The sequence below is a fragment of the Rathayibacter sp. CAU 1779 genome (assembly GCF_054551755.1).
The window spans coordinates 38,134-52,119 of record NZ_JBTOLK010000002.1 but is presented as its reverse complement, the minus strand read 5'-3'; the positions used below and the strand labels follow the sequence as shown (position 1 = coordinate 52,119).

Sequence of the window (13,986 nt, the reverse complement as noted above, 5' to 3'; positions counted from 1 at the left end):
GAAGGCGGTCACCGTGTGGCGAAGCGTGCGCTGACGGCTTCGCCGTGGGCGGGCAGCAGCTCGGCCGTTGCGAGGGCGACGACATCATCCGAGACGGATGCCAGGCCTTCCTTGTCGTAACGGATGACCTGCTGTGGCCGAAGGAACGTGTACGCGCCGAGACCGGACGAGTAGCGTGCGGATCCGCCTGTTGGCAGCACGTGGTTGGATCCCGCCATGTAGTCGCCCAGGCTCACCGGCGACTGGCTGCCCAGGAAGATGGCACCCGCGTTCCGGATGCCGGCCAGTGTGCGGACCGGATCGGCCGTGTGCACCTCGAGGTGCTCCGGTGCGTACGCGTCACTGAAGCGCACTGCTGCTGCCTCGTCGTCGACGAGGACGATCGCGGACTGCGGCCCGGCAAGGGCCGTGGCCGCGCGCGACGCGTTGTCCGTCTTCGGAACCAACGCGCCAAGCTGCCGTGCGACGGCAGCGGCGAGCTCCTCCGAGTCGGTGACCAATAGGGATGCCGCAGCCTCGTCGTGTTCCGCCTGGCTCAGCAGGTCCGCAGCCACCAGCACCGGATCGGCGGACGCATCCGCGATGACCAGGATCTCGGTCGTCCCGGCCTCCGCATCGATCCCGACCACGCCGCGCACCAGGCGCTTCGCCGCGGCGACGTAGATGTTGCCGGGGCCGGTGACGATGTCGACGGCTTCCAGTCCCAGGTCCTGCACTCCGTACGCGAGAGCACCGATGGCGCCCGCACCACCGATCGCGTACACCTCGTCGATGCCGATCAGACCGGCTGCACCGAGGATGACCGGGTGCACTCCCCCGTTGTGATCCTTCTGCGCCGGGCTGGCGAGGGCCACGGAACCCACCCCCGCGACAAGGGCGGGGATGGCATTCATGACGACGCTGGAGGCGAGGGGTGCCTTGCCGCCGGGCACATAGAGACCGGCGCGGGTGACGGGCTGCCAGCGCTGCTCCACGACGGCGCCGGCGGCGAGTCGGGTGGAGGCAGCAGGCGGAACCTGTGCCGCACTCACGGTGCGCACCCGCTCGATCGCGTGCTCGAGGGCTCTGCGGACCGCGGGTGCGAGAGCATCCACTGCCGCACGGATGTCGGCATCCGGGACCCGGAGCGCGGCCGGGCGGACTCCGTCGAAGCGCTCGGCCTGGTCGAGCAAGGCCGCGGAGCCGCGGTGGCGGACGTCGTCGATCAGCGCGGAAGCCGCATCCGTCGCCACCGTGATGTCGAGGGTGGGACGGGGAACAGCACCGCGCAGAGCGTCGTCGTCGAGAGTCTGGCCGCGGAGGTCGATGGTCTGCACCCCGACATTGTAGGGGCGGTCGGCCGGGGCAGACCGCCGCCAACCGGCCGCGACCTCAGAGCGAGGCCCGGAGCCCGGCTCCCCCGTCGATGACGAGCGTCTGGCCCGTGATCCATGCGGCGTCGTCGGACAGCAGGAACGCCACCGGTCCGGCGACGTCTTCGGGCTCGCCGAGCCTCTGCAGCGGATAGCGCGCGGCGGCCTCGGCCTCGTGCCCCTCGTACAGGCTCCGCGCGAACGCCGTCTTCACGACCGCTGGGGCGACGGCGTTCACCCGGATGCGCGGTGCGAGTTCCGCCGCGAGCTGGGTGGTCAGTCCGATGAGCGCCGCCTTCGTCACGCCGTAGAACGCGATGCCCGGGCTCGCGGAGATGCCGGAGACGGAGGAGATGTTCACGACGGATCCGCTCAGCCCGGCCGCCACCGCATCCCGAGTCCACTCGAACGCGGCCAGGACGTTCACGTCGACCATCTTGCGGACGGCGCCGAGGTCGGCACCGAGCGACGGTCCGAACAGCGGGTTGATGCCCGCGTTGTTGATCAGCTGGTCGATACGGCCGAACCGCTCGAGCGCGTGCGCCAGCACCGCTTCGCGATGCGACGCATCGTCGGCCTTGCCCGCCAACGCGGAGGCGTGGTCCGATCCCAGTTCGGCGACGGCGGCGTCCAGGCCCTCCTGGTGGCGGCCGGTGATCACCACCCGTGCGCCCTCGTCGATGAGCCGGGCGGCGATGGCCAACCCGATTCCCCTGCTCGCACCCGTGATGATCGCCACTCGATCGGTGAATCGTGCCATGCTCGCTCCTTCGCGCCACTGCCCATTGTGGCCGTCGCAGGGCGCTACGCGAAATGAGTCGCGCTCGACAAAGCCAGGAACAGAGACGGCCGCGTCGGCCGCGTCGACGAGATACGCGACGGCGTCAGACGAGGCAGGCCGGTCCGAGCAGGCCCTTCAGCTCTCCGTACAGGTCAGCTGACACGCTGACGCGATAGGGCAGCTCGAACACGCGCGCCGTGCTGCCCTTCACCAGGCGCAGCCGCACCTCGCCGTCGCCGGCATGGCGGATCAGCATATCGCCCAGGTCTTGCACCACGTCGGTGGTCGCGCGCTGATCGGGCATCGTTATCACGAGAGGACCGGACGGGCCAGCCATCGCCGAACCGAGGTCGGGCGTGAACAGGCTGTAGGCGTGCAGGTTCATTCCGTCGTCCCGGAGGCTGACGCGTCCACGCACGACGACGATCGAGTCGCCGACGAGCGCCGGCCCGAACTCCTGGTACGCCTTGCCCATGAACATGACGGTGATCTCGCCGCCGAAGTCCTCGACGGTGATCATGCCGTACTGATTTCCGGACTGCTTGGCCACACGGTGCTGCACGCTCGTCACCAGACCGGCGATCGTCACCGTGTCGCCGTCCTGGGTGGATTCCGATCCGGTCAGATCGGCGATCGACGTGCTGGCCTGCTTGGCGAGCTCGAGTTCGAGACCCGCGAGCGGATGGTCGGACACGTACAGGCCGAGCATCTCTCGCTCGAAGGCGAGCTTCTGCCGCTTGTCCCATTCGGGCTTCTGCGGAACGAGCGAAACCGGCCCCGCCTCCGGCTCGTCGGCGAGGAGCATCTCGAAGTCGAACCCGGCCTGGCCCGTCGCCTCGACCCGCTTGTCGTTCACGACCGACTCGACGGCGCCCTCGTGCACCTCGAGCAGTGCGCGACGCGAGTCTCCGAACGAGTCGAACGCACCGGCCTTGATCAGCGACTCCGTCGTGCGCTTGTTCGCAACGTGCAGCGGCACCTTCTTGAGGTAATCGTGGAACGACTCGAAGCGTCCCTTCTCCTCGCGAGCCTGACGGATGCCGTCCACGACGTTGCTGCCGACGTTGCGCACCGCCCCCAGACCGAACCGCACGTCGTCGCCGACGGCGGCGAAGAACCCGATCGACTCGTTCACGTCTGGTGGGAGGACGCGTATCCCCATGCGCCGGCACTCGTTGAGGTACAGAGCCATCTTGTCCTTCGAGTCGCCGACGCTGGTGAGGAGCGCGGCCATGTACTCCGCCGGATAGTGCGCTTTGAGGTAGGCGGTCCAGTAAGAGACCACACCGTATGCGGCGGAATGCGCCTTGTTGAAGGCGTAGTCCGAGAACGGAAGCAGGATCTCCCAGAGCTTGTCGATGGCGGCCTGCGAGTAGCCGCGTTCCTGCATCCCGCCGAAGAATCCGGCCTGCTGCTTGTCCAGCTCCGACTTCTTCTTCTTGCCCATCGCGCGTCGCAGGATGTCTGCTTGTCCGAGCGAGAACCCGGCCACCTTCTGCGCGATCGCCATGACCTGCTCCTGGTAGATGATCAGGCCGTAGCTGGTGTCGAGGATGTCCTTGAGCGGCTCCTCGAGTTCCGGATGGATGGGCGTGATCGGCTGCAGCCCGTTCTTGCGGAGCGCGTAATTGATGTGCGAGTTCGCTCCCATGGGGCCAGGACGATACAGCGCGATGAGAGCGGAGATGTCCTCGAAGTTGTCCGGCTTCATCTGGCGCAGCAGCGCGCGCATCGGCCCGCCGTCAAGCTGGAACACGCCGAGCGTGTCGCCCCTGGTCAGCAGATCGTAGGCTGGCCGGTCATCCAGCGGCAGTGCCTCGAGATCGAGGTCGAAGCCCTGGTTGGCCTTGATGTTGTCGAGCGCGTCGCTGATAATCGTCAGGTTGCGCAGGCCGAGGAAGTCCATCTTGATGAGGCCGAGCGATTCGGCCGCAGGATAGTCGAACTGCGTGACGATCTGGCCGTCCTGCTCGCGCTTCATGATCGGGATGACACCGTCGATCGGATCCGACGACATGATCACGCCTGCGGCGTGCACGCCCCATTGACGCTTCAGCCCCTCGAGCCCGAGCGCGGTGTCGAACACAGTCTTCGCGTCGGGGTCGCTCTCCACGACGGCTCTGAGCTCGACGGCCTCCTTGTAGCGGGGGCTGTCCTTGTCGAACACCTGGTACAGCGGGATGTCCTTGCCCATCACCGCAGGCGGCATCGCCTTGGTGAGCTTCTCCCCCATCGAGAACGGGAAACCCAGAACGCGACCGGCATCCTTCAGCGCCTGTTTGGCCTTGATGGTGCCGTACGTGACGATCTGCGAGACGCGTTCGGCGCCGTACTTCTCCGTGACATACTTCACGGCCTCGAGACGGCGACGATCGTCGAAGTCGACGTCGAAGTCGGGCATCGAGACCCGGTCGGGGTTGAGGAATCGCTCGAAGATGAGACCGTGCTCGAGCGGATCGAGATCCGTGATGCGCATCGCGTACGCCGCCATCGAGCCGGCACCGGATCCGCGACCCGGGCCGACCCGGATGCCGTTGTTCTTCGACCAGTTGATGAAGTCCGCGACCACGAGGAAGTAGCCGGGGAATCCCATCTGGGTGATGATGCCGATCTCGTAGTCGGCCTGCGCGCGGACCTTCTCCGAGATGCCGTCCGGATACCGCTTCTCGAGGCCGGTGTTGACCTCCTTGATGAACCAGCTCTCCTCGGTCTCGCCCTCGGGCACAGGGAACTTCGGCATGTACTTGCCCGTGGAGAGCTCGAAGTCCACTTCGCAGCGTTCGGCGATGTCCAGCGTGGTGTCGCACGCCTCCGGCAGCTCCCGGAACAGGTCGCGCATCTCCTGCGGTGACTTGAGGTAGTACGCGCCCTCCGGCTCCAGCTGAAAGCGCTTCGGGTCGTTGAGGGTCGACCCCGACTGCACGCACAACAGCGCCGCGTGGGACTTGGCGTCCTCGGCGTGCGTGTAGTGCAGGTCGTTGGTGGCGACGAGGCGCAGATCCAGGTCCTTGGCGAGCCGGAGCAGATCTTTGCGCACGCGCGACTCGAGGCCGAGTCCGTGCTCCATGAGCTCGACGAAGAAGTTGTCCTTGCCGAAGATGTCGCGATACTCCGCAGCCGCCTTCACCGCCTCGTCGTATTGTCCGAGCCGTAGCCTCGTCTGCACCTCGCCGCTGGGGCATCCCGTTGTGGCGATGATGCCCTTCGAGTACTTCTCGAGCAGCTCGCCGTCCATGCGCGGCTTGAAGTAGTAGCCCTCGATCGAGGCGAGTGACGACATCTTGAAGAGGTTGTGCATGCCCTCCGTCGTCTCGGCGAGCATCGTCATGTGGGTGTACGCGCCGCTGCCGGACACGTCGTCCTCGCCGCCGTTCCCCCAGCGCACCCGAGTGCGGTCGCTGCGATGCGTGCCCGGCGTCAGGTACGCCTCCGTGCCGATGATCGGCTTGATTCCGGCCGCCGTCGCCGCTCTCCAGAACTCGAACGCGGCGAACATGTTGCCGTGGTCGGTGACCGCGATTGCGGGCATCCCGTGGCCCACTGCGGCTTCCATCAAGGGGCCGATCTTCGCCGCCCCGTCGAGCATCGAATACTCGCTGTGCACGTGCAGGTGGACGAAGGAATCTGTCGCCACGTCTGGATGCCTCCCGATCGATTGAAGTCCCAGCCTAGTTCGCCGGTCACGCCGAATCGAAGGTCGGCGGCGGCGTTCCCGAACCTCCGCGGATGCCCTCGCCGGATTCGGCGATCAGGCCTCGCCCAGCACGTCGACGGCGTACTGAAGGTCGTTCGGATACGCAGAGGTGAACGTCACCCATTCCCCGTCTGCGGGATGCTCGAACGCGAGCTGATGCGCGTGCAGCCATTGCCGCGTGAGCCCGAGCCGGGCGGACAGCGTGGGGTCGGCGCCGTACATGGCATCCCCCACGCACGGATGCCGCTGCGCTGCCATGTGCACGCGAATCTGATGCGTGCGGCCGGTCTCGAGATGGATCTCCAGCAGGCTCGCCGCCGGGAACGCCTCGAGTGTCTCGTAGTGCGTCACCGATGGCTTGCCAGAGGCCGTCACCGCGAACTTCCAATCGGAGCGCGGATGCCGTCCGATGGGCGCATCGATCGTGCCGCTCAACGGATCCGGGTGCCCCTGCACCACCGCGTGATAGATCTTCTCCACCTCGCGGTCGTGGAACGCGCGCTTGAGCGCCGTGTACGCCCGCTCGCTCTTGGCCACGACCATGAGGCCGCTCGTGCCCGCGTCGAGGCGGTGGACGATTCCGGCGCGTTCGGCAGCCCCCGACGTGGAGATGCGGTATCCGGCTCCGGCAAGGGCGCCCACCACTGTCGGCCCCTCCCATCCGATCGACGGGTGCGCGGCAACGCCTGCCGGCTTGTCCACCACGATGATGTCGTCATCGTCGTACACCACACCGAGCTCGGGGACCACGACCGGGACGATCTGCACGGGAGCCTTCGGCGCCCAGCTGATCTCGAGCCAGCCGCCGGCGTCGAGCCGGTCGGACTTGCCGAGCACGCGGCCGTCGAGCACCACTCCCCCGGACTCGGCGACCTCGGCCGCGAAGCTGCGCGAAAATCCCAGTAGCTTGGCGACGCCGGCGTCCACGCGGGACCCGGCAAGGCCATCGGGTACGGGAAGGCTGCGGTACTCGGTCATCGGGCCGCCCGCCCCGTTCTGCGCGGCGCCGCTCCGGTCACACCGACCACCCGGATGCCGTCGGTCGACTCACGCACGACCGTCGACCGGATGTCCCGCCTCGCCCAGCAGCGACGCCCGCGACTCAGCGCGGTCACGTCCGTCTCCGGAGGTGCCAGGCTCGGAGTCGGGCGCGGATCCGGTGTCGTCCGCGTCCGCGGCCCCCGACACGGCATCCGAACCCTCGGGCGACGACGATGCGGGGGCGCCGGTCTCGGATGCCGTCACACCGTTCGTGGCGCCATCGGCGGCATCCGCAGTCTTGGCTGCCCGCTTGCCGTCCAGGCCGACGCCCAGCACCGTCAGCAGGAGGAAGAGGATCATCGCTGCGACGATCGCGGAGTCCGCCAGGTTGAAGATGGCGGGCAGCAGCGGGATCCGGATGAAGTCGACGACCTCGCCGACGCCGAACCCCGGCGGACGGAACAGACGATCCGTCAGGTTGCCGAGCAGACCACCGAGCACCAGCCCGAACACGAGCGCCCACACCCACGACCGGATACGCCGTGCGTACCAGATCACGAAGATCAAGACCGCCGTGGCGACGATCGAGAAGATCCAGGTGGACCCGGTGCCGATGGAGAACGCCGCACCGGGGTTGCGGTCGTACTCGAAGATGAGCAGGTTGCCCAGGATGTTCTGCGGTTCGCGGAAGGGCAGGTTGTTCACAACCCACCACTTCGCCAACTGGTCGAGGGCGAGAACGACGAGCGCGACGATGACGAGCAGGATGATCGCGCGGACGCTGACCTTCCCGGCGGGCTTAGCCTCCAAAGCTCTGGAACGTCGGCGGTGTCTGCCGGTCGTCGCCGGCGGAGACCGTCGCGAACTGTCCGGAGACCGCAGGGCTGCCGGCCGTCTTGAAGCCGTTCGTGCCCACGCCCGTGCTGTCGAGATCGCGCAGGTGGGTCTCGATGTAGCTCTTCAGCTTCGCGCGGTAGTCGCGCTCGAACGAGCGGAGCTCTTCGATCTGACGCTCGATGCCCGTGCGCTCGCTTTCCAGTGCGGTGATCTGGGCGCGCTGCTTCGCCTCGGCCTCCGCCACCACGCGAGCGGCCGTTGCGTGGCCCTCTGCGATGAGCGCGTCGCGCTTCTCGACACCCTCGCGCACGTGCTCCTCGTGCAGGCGGCGAGCCAGCTGCAAGAGGTTGTTCGTGCTCTCCGTCTCGTCCACGCTGGACACGACGGGCTGCGGAGCCACGACGACCGGAGCGGGTGCCGCGATGGCCTGCGTCTGCTCGGACGCGGCGTTGCGCTGCAACTCGGCGATCCGCGAATCGGATCCGACGAGGCGCTGCTTGAGCTCCTCGTTCTCCTGGTTCAGACGGCGCAACTCGACGACGACCTCGTCGAGAAAGTCATCGACCTCGTCCTGGTCGTAGCCCTCACGGAATTTGGTCGGTTGGAACCGCTTGTTGACGACGTCTTCCGGAGTTAGCGCCATGGCCTACCACCCTTAGAGCTTGTGATTTCGAACAGTGGATAACGTTCAGCTAACGCTAGCAAAGTCGGCTGCGACCATGCCATTGCGGGCGGGACCCGCGTCATCAGATGAACGACGAAGCAATGTACATGCCGATGATGCACACGAACATCGTCAACGTCCAGCCGAAGTCCAGGGCGACGGGGCCGAGGGACAACGGAGGCAGAAGGCGACGGAAGAACTTGATCGGAGGATCGGTCACCGTGAAGGCGGCCTCGGCGAGCACGAGGCCGAAACCTCGCGGACGCCAACTCCTCGCGAACGTGCGTACGAGATCGAGCACGAACCGCACCCAGAGCACCACGAAGAAGATCAGGAACACGTAGTACGCGACGGTCGCGATGATCGAAACTGCGAGGGGCACAGAACAAGTATGGGGGACGTCGCCTGTGCCTCGCCTGCGGCGATTCCCAGGTCAGCTGGATCGCTCAGGCGCCGGCGAAGAACGACGCCTCGACGTCGTTGCCCACAGCTGAAGCTCCCCCTGAGACCATGACGTGCTCCGGAGAGAGCAGGAACACCTTGCTGGTGACCTTCTCGATCTTCCCCCGCAGGCCCTGCGTCAGACCGCTGGAGAAGTCGATCATCCGTTGCGCCTCCGACTCGCTCATCTGCGACAGATTGAGGATGACGGGGATGCCCTCTCGGAACGACTCCGCGATCATCTTCGCGTCGCTGTACTGGCGGGGGTGAACCGTGAGGATTTCATTCATTTCTTGCACCGTCGCATTCCGTGCCGGGGTCGGCTTGCGCAAAGGTGTGACGGGCGCCTTGGCCGGTGCGGGGTGGTGCTGCTGCACTGGCGCGACAGGTGCCGGATGCGCAGGGGCGACCGGTTCTTCGTCGTACTCAAGCTCGTCTTCGACGAGGCCGAGGTAAGCCATCGTCTTCTTGAGCGGGTTAGCCATGGGATCCTCCGTGTACTCGAGGTCTTGCGGTCTGGCCGGTCGTCGGCGCGTTCCACATCCAGGCTAAGCACGCTCTGGCCGCTTTCCCGTGATTGCGGTGCCGATCCGTACGTGTGTCGCGCCTTCGGCGATCGCGTCGGCGTAGTCACCGGACATCCCGGCGGAGATGGCCGTGGCCTCTGGGGCGATCGTGCGGAGGATTTCGGATGCTTCGCGCACCCGGGCGAACGCCCGCCGCGGCTCCTCCTCCAACGGCGCCACAGCCATGACGCCTCGCAGGCGAAGACCGGGGGTCGCCAGCACACGCTCGGCCAGCGCCGGCAACTCGGCGGTTGTGATGCCGCCCCGCCCTGGATCGTCGGTCAGTGCCAGCTGGAGGAAGCAGTCCAGTTCGGACTCCTCGGAACGCAACGCGTCCGCAAGGGCCGGACGGTCGACGGAGTGCACCGCGGAGGCGAAGCCGCGCACCAGCCGCGCCTTGTTGGTCTGCAGCTGCCCGATGAAGTGCCAGCGCAGCGGATCGGCGGCCGAGCCCGATCCGACTTCGGCGGCCTTCGACGCGGCTTCCTGCGCCCTGTTCTCCCCCACATCCCGCACACCCAGTGCGACGAGCTCGCGCACGAGTGAAGGCGGATGGAACTTCGTCACCACGATGGTCGTGACCTCCGCAGGGTCTCTGCCTGCCGCACGCGCGGCATCCGAAATGCTCTGCTGCACGTGCGCGAGCCGTTCGGCGAGGCCGTCCACCCCTGACGCATCGTTCACTTCAGGAAGTCGGGCACGTCCAGCACGTCGTCATCGTCGAAAGAGGGATCGTTGACGGCGGCCTCAACGAGCTTGGAGTCGACATCGGACCAGGTGCCCTGGGTCGGCACGTCTTCCTCCTCGAGGGACTGAGTGTCCTCGAGCTCGGATCCGGATCCGCCGGCCGCAGGCGCCGATCCGCCCGCGACGAACGTCGACCGCCTCACCTCGGCCGGCTTGGACTGCGGTTCGCCTCCGTCGAAGCCGGCGGCGATCACCGTGACGCGCACCTCGTCGCCGAGGGTGTCGTCGATGACCGCACCGAAGATGATGTTCGCTTCGGGGTGCACCGCCTCCTGAACGAGACGGGCCGCATCGTTGATCTCGAAGATGCCCAGATTCGATCCGCCCTGGATGGAGAGCAGCACTCCACGCGCGCCCTCGATGCTCGCCTCGAGGAGAGGCGATGCGACGGCGAGCTCCGCCGCCTTGATCGCGCGATCCGCGCCGCGAGAGGATCCGATGCCCATCAGGGCGGATCCCGCTCCGTGCATGACCGACTTCACGTCGGCGAAGTCGAGGTTGATGAGACCGGGCGTCGTGATGAGATCCGTGATGCCCTGGACGCCGGCGAGGAGCACCTGGTCGGCGGTCGCGAACGCCTCGAGCATGCTGATGCCGCGATCGCTGATCTCCAGCAGCCGGTCGTTCGGCACGACGATGAGGGTGTCGACCTCTTCTTTCAGGCGGGCGACTCCGGCCTCCGCCTGGTCCTGGCGCCGCTTGCCCTCGAAGCCGAACGGCTTGGTGACCACACCGATGGTCAGGGCGCCGATCGACTTGGCGATGCGGGCGACGACGGGCGCGCCGCCGGTTCCTGTGCCGCCCCCCTCACCTGCGGTGACGAAGACCATGTCGGCACCGGTCAGTGCCTCCTCGATCTCCTCCGCGTGATCCTCGGCGGCACGACGCCCGACCTCGGGGTCCGCTCCTGCTCCAAGACCCCTGGTGATCTCGCGACCGACGTCGAGCTTGACGTCGGCGTCGCTCATCAGCAGAGCCTGAGCATCCGTGTTGATGGCGATGAACTCGACGCCGCGAAGCCCGAGCTCGATCATGCGATTGACGGCGTTCACACCGCCACCGCCGATGCCGACGACCTTGATCACGGCAAGGTAGTTCTGGTTCATTGTCACGACACGCCTCCGCTGGCAACCTTCAACTTCAAGTCGAGGCTTAAAGTTATGCTCGGTATGCATTTACTACGCCCGACGTTATGCGCGCCCTGCTCCCCCGTCGTGCAGATCTGCCGCGTGTCGTCCGACGTCCCATCGTATTGGTCAGCAAGGGTCCCGCGTGACTCCTCGACGGATCGACTCGTCGGGTGATCCGTCAGCGTATGACGGGACTCTTCGGAGACGACACGTCGTAGACGGAGGCTCCCGGCGCGTTCTTCTGCAACGCCGCAAGCACGGCGACCTTGAGATCGGCATCCTCTGGCCCACCCCAGACCACCGTCGCGCCGGTGAGGAACTTGAGTGTGACATCCTCGGAGCCGGTAGCGGTCGCGGTGTCGACCTGACTCAGCGTCGCGGGGGGAAGCGCCGCAAGCACCGCTGCAGAGGCCGCGAACTCCTTGCGCTTCGAGGACTCTGACGCGTCGGCGGGGAGCGAGACGATCGGATATCCGCCCGGACGCTGTGCAGTCGTCTGCATGACCACGCCGGCCTGGTCGACCAGCTGGTATCCGGACGGGATCTGCAGGAGCGCGATGGGAGTGCGCTCCTGAATGCGCACCACGAGCGTTCCTGGCGGATCCGCCTCGGTGCTGTAGCTGCGGATGAGCGGGAATTCGGCGAGCTCTTTGCGCACCGCACCGTAGTCGATCAGGGGCAACGGCGTTCCGAGCTGGTCCTTGAGCGCCTCGCGGATCGAACTCGCCTGGACACGCTGCGCTCCGACGACGTCGATCGAGCGCAGTGCCATCGCCGGGGAGATCGAAACGAGCGCCGCCCCTGCCAGCACGAGCACGACGGATCCGACGCCGATCAGCCACGCCAGCCGTCTGCGACGTGCTGCGCGGGTGAATCTCTTGACCTCCGCCCGCTCGTAGCGGCGCCGTCTGCGCGAGGCGGCCCTGACGCTCGGGGCCGTTGCCGCGGAGGGCTCGGCTGCGGATGCCGCGCTCGACCGCCCCTTGCGCTGTGACGGCGCCGTCGATGGCACAGTGGGCGCCGACGTCGAGGCGGAGTTCGCTGCAGTGGTCTTCCGTGCACCCTTCGTCGTCGCGGTCTGCGACGCGGGGGTCTTCTTGATGCGCGACCCCGAGCTCGGCTTCTCGTCGCTGCTCGTCTGGACCGCCGCCGAGCGGACCACCGGGATCGGCTGGGTGTCTGCGTCCGGTTCCGAGCGGCGCGGAGCATCCATGACCGCCGTGCTCCGGGCGGCGGGCTTCTTGGATGCAGCGGCCGGACTACCCGACTCGGCGGCACCGCGCGGCGCAGGTGGGCGCGCCTGGGACTCTCCTCCGGTAGGACGCGGTGGCGTCCGCGCCGTGAGGCGCGCTTGATTCTCGAAGCCCTGGGGACGCTTCACGCGTCAGCCGTCCGCCCTGCGGAGGGAGTCGAGGAGCTGGGGAACGATGCGGTACACGTCGCCACAGCCCAGAGTGATGACGAAGTCGCCGTCGCGTGCGATGGCCGCCGTGTGGTCGGCCGCCTCCTGCCAGTCCGCAATGAACGACACCTTCGACTGGTCGTGGAATCCGCCGGATACGAGGGCGCCCGTGACTCCCGGAACCGGATCTTCCCGTGCACCGAACACATCGAGCACGACCGTCTCGTCGGCGTACTGCTCGAGCGTGTCCGCGAACTCCTGCGCGAGCCGTTGAGTTCGGCTGTACGTGTGCGGCTGGTGCACGGCGATGATCCGGCCGTCGCCCACCACGGTTCGCGCCGCCTCGAGAACCGCGCGGACTTCCGCGGGGTGGTGTGCGTAGTCGTCGTAGACGCTCACGCCGCCGATGGTTCCGTGCAGCTCGAAACGGCGATGCGTGCCACCGAAGGATTCGAGGGCGGCGGCCGCCGCATCCGGGTCTACGCCGAGATACGTGAGAACAGCGAACGCGCCCGCTGCGTTGTGCGCCTGATGCCGGCCGGGAATGCGGAGCTGGACGTCGTACCGGCTCCCCTTCCACAGGATGCTGAAGGCCACGGGTCCGTGCGTCGTGATGTCGGTCACGCGAACGTCGGCGGTCTCCGACTCGCCGAACGTCACGACGTTCGGGTTCGAGATGCGCGGAGTCACTGCCCGCGCGCCCTCGTCATCGGCGGAGATCACCACGAGCTCACGCGCCTTGTCCGCGAACGCGACGAACGCATCCTCCACCGCGGCGTACGAGCCGTAGTGGTCGAGATGGTCGTCGTCGATGTTCAGGATCAGCGCGACGGCGGTGTCGTAGAGCAGGAAGGATCCGTCGGACTCATCCGCCTCGATGACGAACAGGTCGGACTCGCCACGTCGGGCATTCGTCTCGAGTCCCTCGATGACCGCGCCGTTGACGAAGCTGGGGTCCGCATCGAGACCGACCAGCGCGGTGGCGATCATGCCCGTCGTGCCCGACTTGCCGTGCGCTCCGGCCACGGCGACGAGCCGATTGCCGCGGCTGAGCCAGGCCAACGCCTGGGAACGGTGCAGCACCGGGATGCCGTGGGTCAGCGCGTATTGATACTCAGGGTTGTCCTGCCAGAGCGCACCCGTCACGACGAGTGTGTCGGCGTCGCCGACGTTCGCTGCAGCGTGGCCGATGCGGATATCGGCGCCGAGCTCGCGCAGCGCCCTCGTGTACTCGTTCTCGACGCGATCCGAGCCGGTGACCGGAATGCCCGCCTGGAGGAAGAGCCGCGCGATCCCGCTCATGCCCGAACCGCCGACACCGACGAAGTGCACTCGTCCGATCGTCTCCGGAAGAGTCAGTGTCAGATCGGGCTTGATCACGGTGCGCGGGT

The 13,986-nt window shown here is 67.2% G+C and carries 12 protein-coding genes; all 12 read right to left on the bottom strand.

Features of this window, described 5'->3' with window-relative positions:
• Positions 1 to 8: 8 nt before the first annotated feature.
• Complete coding sequence (gene hisD, locus ACX9R5_RS11185; RefSeq protein ID WP_459409123.1) at positions 9 to 1,316, bottom strand: histidinol dehydrogenase; 1,308 nt, start codon at positions 1,314 to 1,316, stop codon at positions 9 to 11.
• A gap of 55 nt (positions 1,317 to 1,371) precedes the next feature.
• Positions 1,372 to 2,112: an SDR family oxidoreductase gene (locus tag ACX9R5_RS11180; RefSeq protein ID WP_459409122.1), complete on the bottom strand. Its 741-nt coding sequence runs from the start codon at positions 2,110 to 2,112 to the stop codon at positions 1,372 to 1,374.
• Between the two features lie 124 nt (positions 2,113 to 2,236).
• Positions 2,237 to 5,719, bottom strand: coding sequence for a DNA polymerase III subunit alpha (gene dnaE, locus ACX9R5_RS11175; RefSeq protein WP_459409665.1), 3,483 nt, complete (start codon positions 5,717 to 5,719; stop codon positions 2,237 to 2,239).
• 162 nt (positions 5,720 to 5,881) lie between these two features.
• Positions 5,882 to 6,805 carry an RluA family pseudouridine synthase gene (locus ACX9R5_RS11170; protein ID WP_459409121.1) on the bottom strand — a complete coding sequence of 308 codons (924 nt, stop codon included), beginning with the start codon at positions 6,803 to 6,805 and terminating at the stop codon, positions 5,882 to 5,884.
• Between the two features lie 69 nt (positions 6,806 to 6,874).
• The gene (gene lspA, locus ACX9R5_RS11165; RefSeq protein ID WP_459409120.1) at positions 6,875 to 7,618 is read right to left on the bottom strand and encodes a signal peptidase II; all 744 of its coding nucleotides are present in this window, start codon (positions 7,616 to 7,618) and stop codon (positions 6,875 to 6,877) included.
• Positions 7,608 to 8,288, bottom strand: coding sequence for a DivIVA domain-containing protein (locus ACX9R5_RS11160; RefSeq protein WP_459409119.1), 681 nt, complete (start codon positions 8,286 to 8,288; stop codon positions 7,608 to 7,610). Before ACX9R5_RS11160 ends, lspA begins: the two co-directional genes overlap by 11 nt.
• Before the next feature lie 103 nt (positions 8,289 to 8,391).
• Positions 8,392 to 8,691, bottom strand: coding sequence for a YggT family protein (locus ACX9R5_RS11155; RefSeq protein ID WP_459409118.1), 300 nt, complete (start codon positions 8,689 to 8,691; stop codon positions 8,392 to 8,394).
• Between the two features lie 64 nt (positions 8,692 to 8,755).
• Positions 8,756 to 9,235, bottom strand: a complete 480-nt coding sequence (locus ACX9R5_RS11150; protein ID WP_459409117.1) for a cell division protein SepF — start codon at positions 9,233 to 9,235, stop codon at positions 8,756 to 8,758.
• A gap of 63 nt (positions 9,236 to 9,298) precedes the next feature.
• Entirely contained in the window at positions 9,299 to 10,000 is a 702-nt protein-coding gene (locus ACX9R5_RS11145; protein WP_459409116.1) for a YggS family pyridoxal phosphate-dependent enzyme, read from the bottom strand.
• Positions 9,997 to 11,175 carry a cell division protein FtsZ gene (gene ftsZ / locus ACX9R5_RS11140; RefSeq protein WP_459409115.1) on the bottom strand — a complete coding sequence of 393 codons (1,179 nt, stop codon included), beginning with the start codon at positions 11,173 to 11,175 and terminating at the stop codon, positions 9,997 to 9,999. Before ftsZ ends, ACX9R5_RS11145 begins: the two co-directional genes overlap by 4 nt.
• 196 nt (positions 11,176 to 11,371) lie before the next feature.
• A complete protein-coding gene (locus tag ACX9R5_RS11135; RefSeq protein WP_459409114.1) occupies positions 11,372 to 12,406 on the bottom strand; it encodes an FtsQ-type POTRA domain-containing protein in 1,035 nt (344 codons plus the stop codon).
• 171 nt (positions 12,407 to 12,577) lie between these two features.
• Positions 12,578 to 13,975 carry a UDP-N-acetylmuramate--L-alanine ligase gene (gene murC / locus ACX9R5_RS11130; protein ID WP_459409113.1) on the bottom strand — a complete coding sequence of 466 codons (1,398 nt, stop codon included), beginning with the start codon at positions 13,973 to 13,975 and terminating at the stop codon, positions 12,578 to 12,580.
• Positions 13,976 to 13,986: the final 11 nt, after the last annotated feature.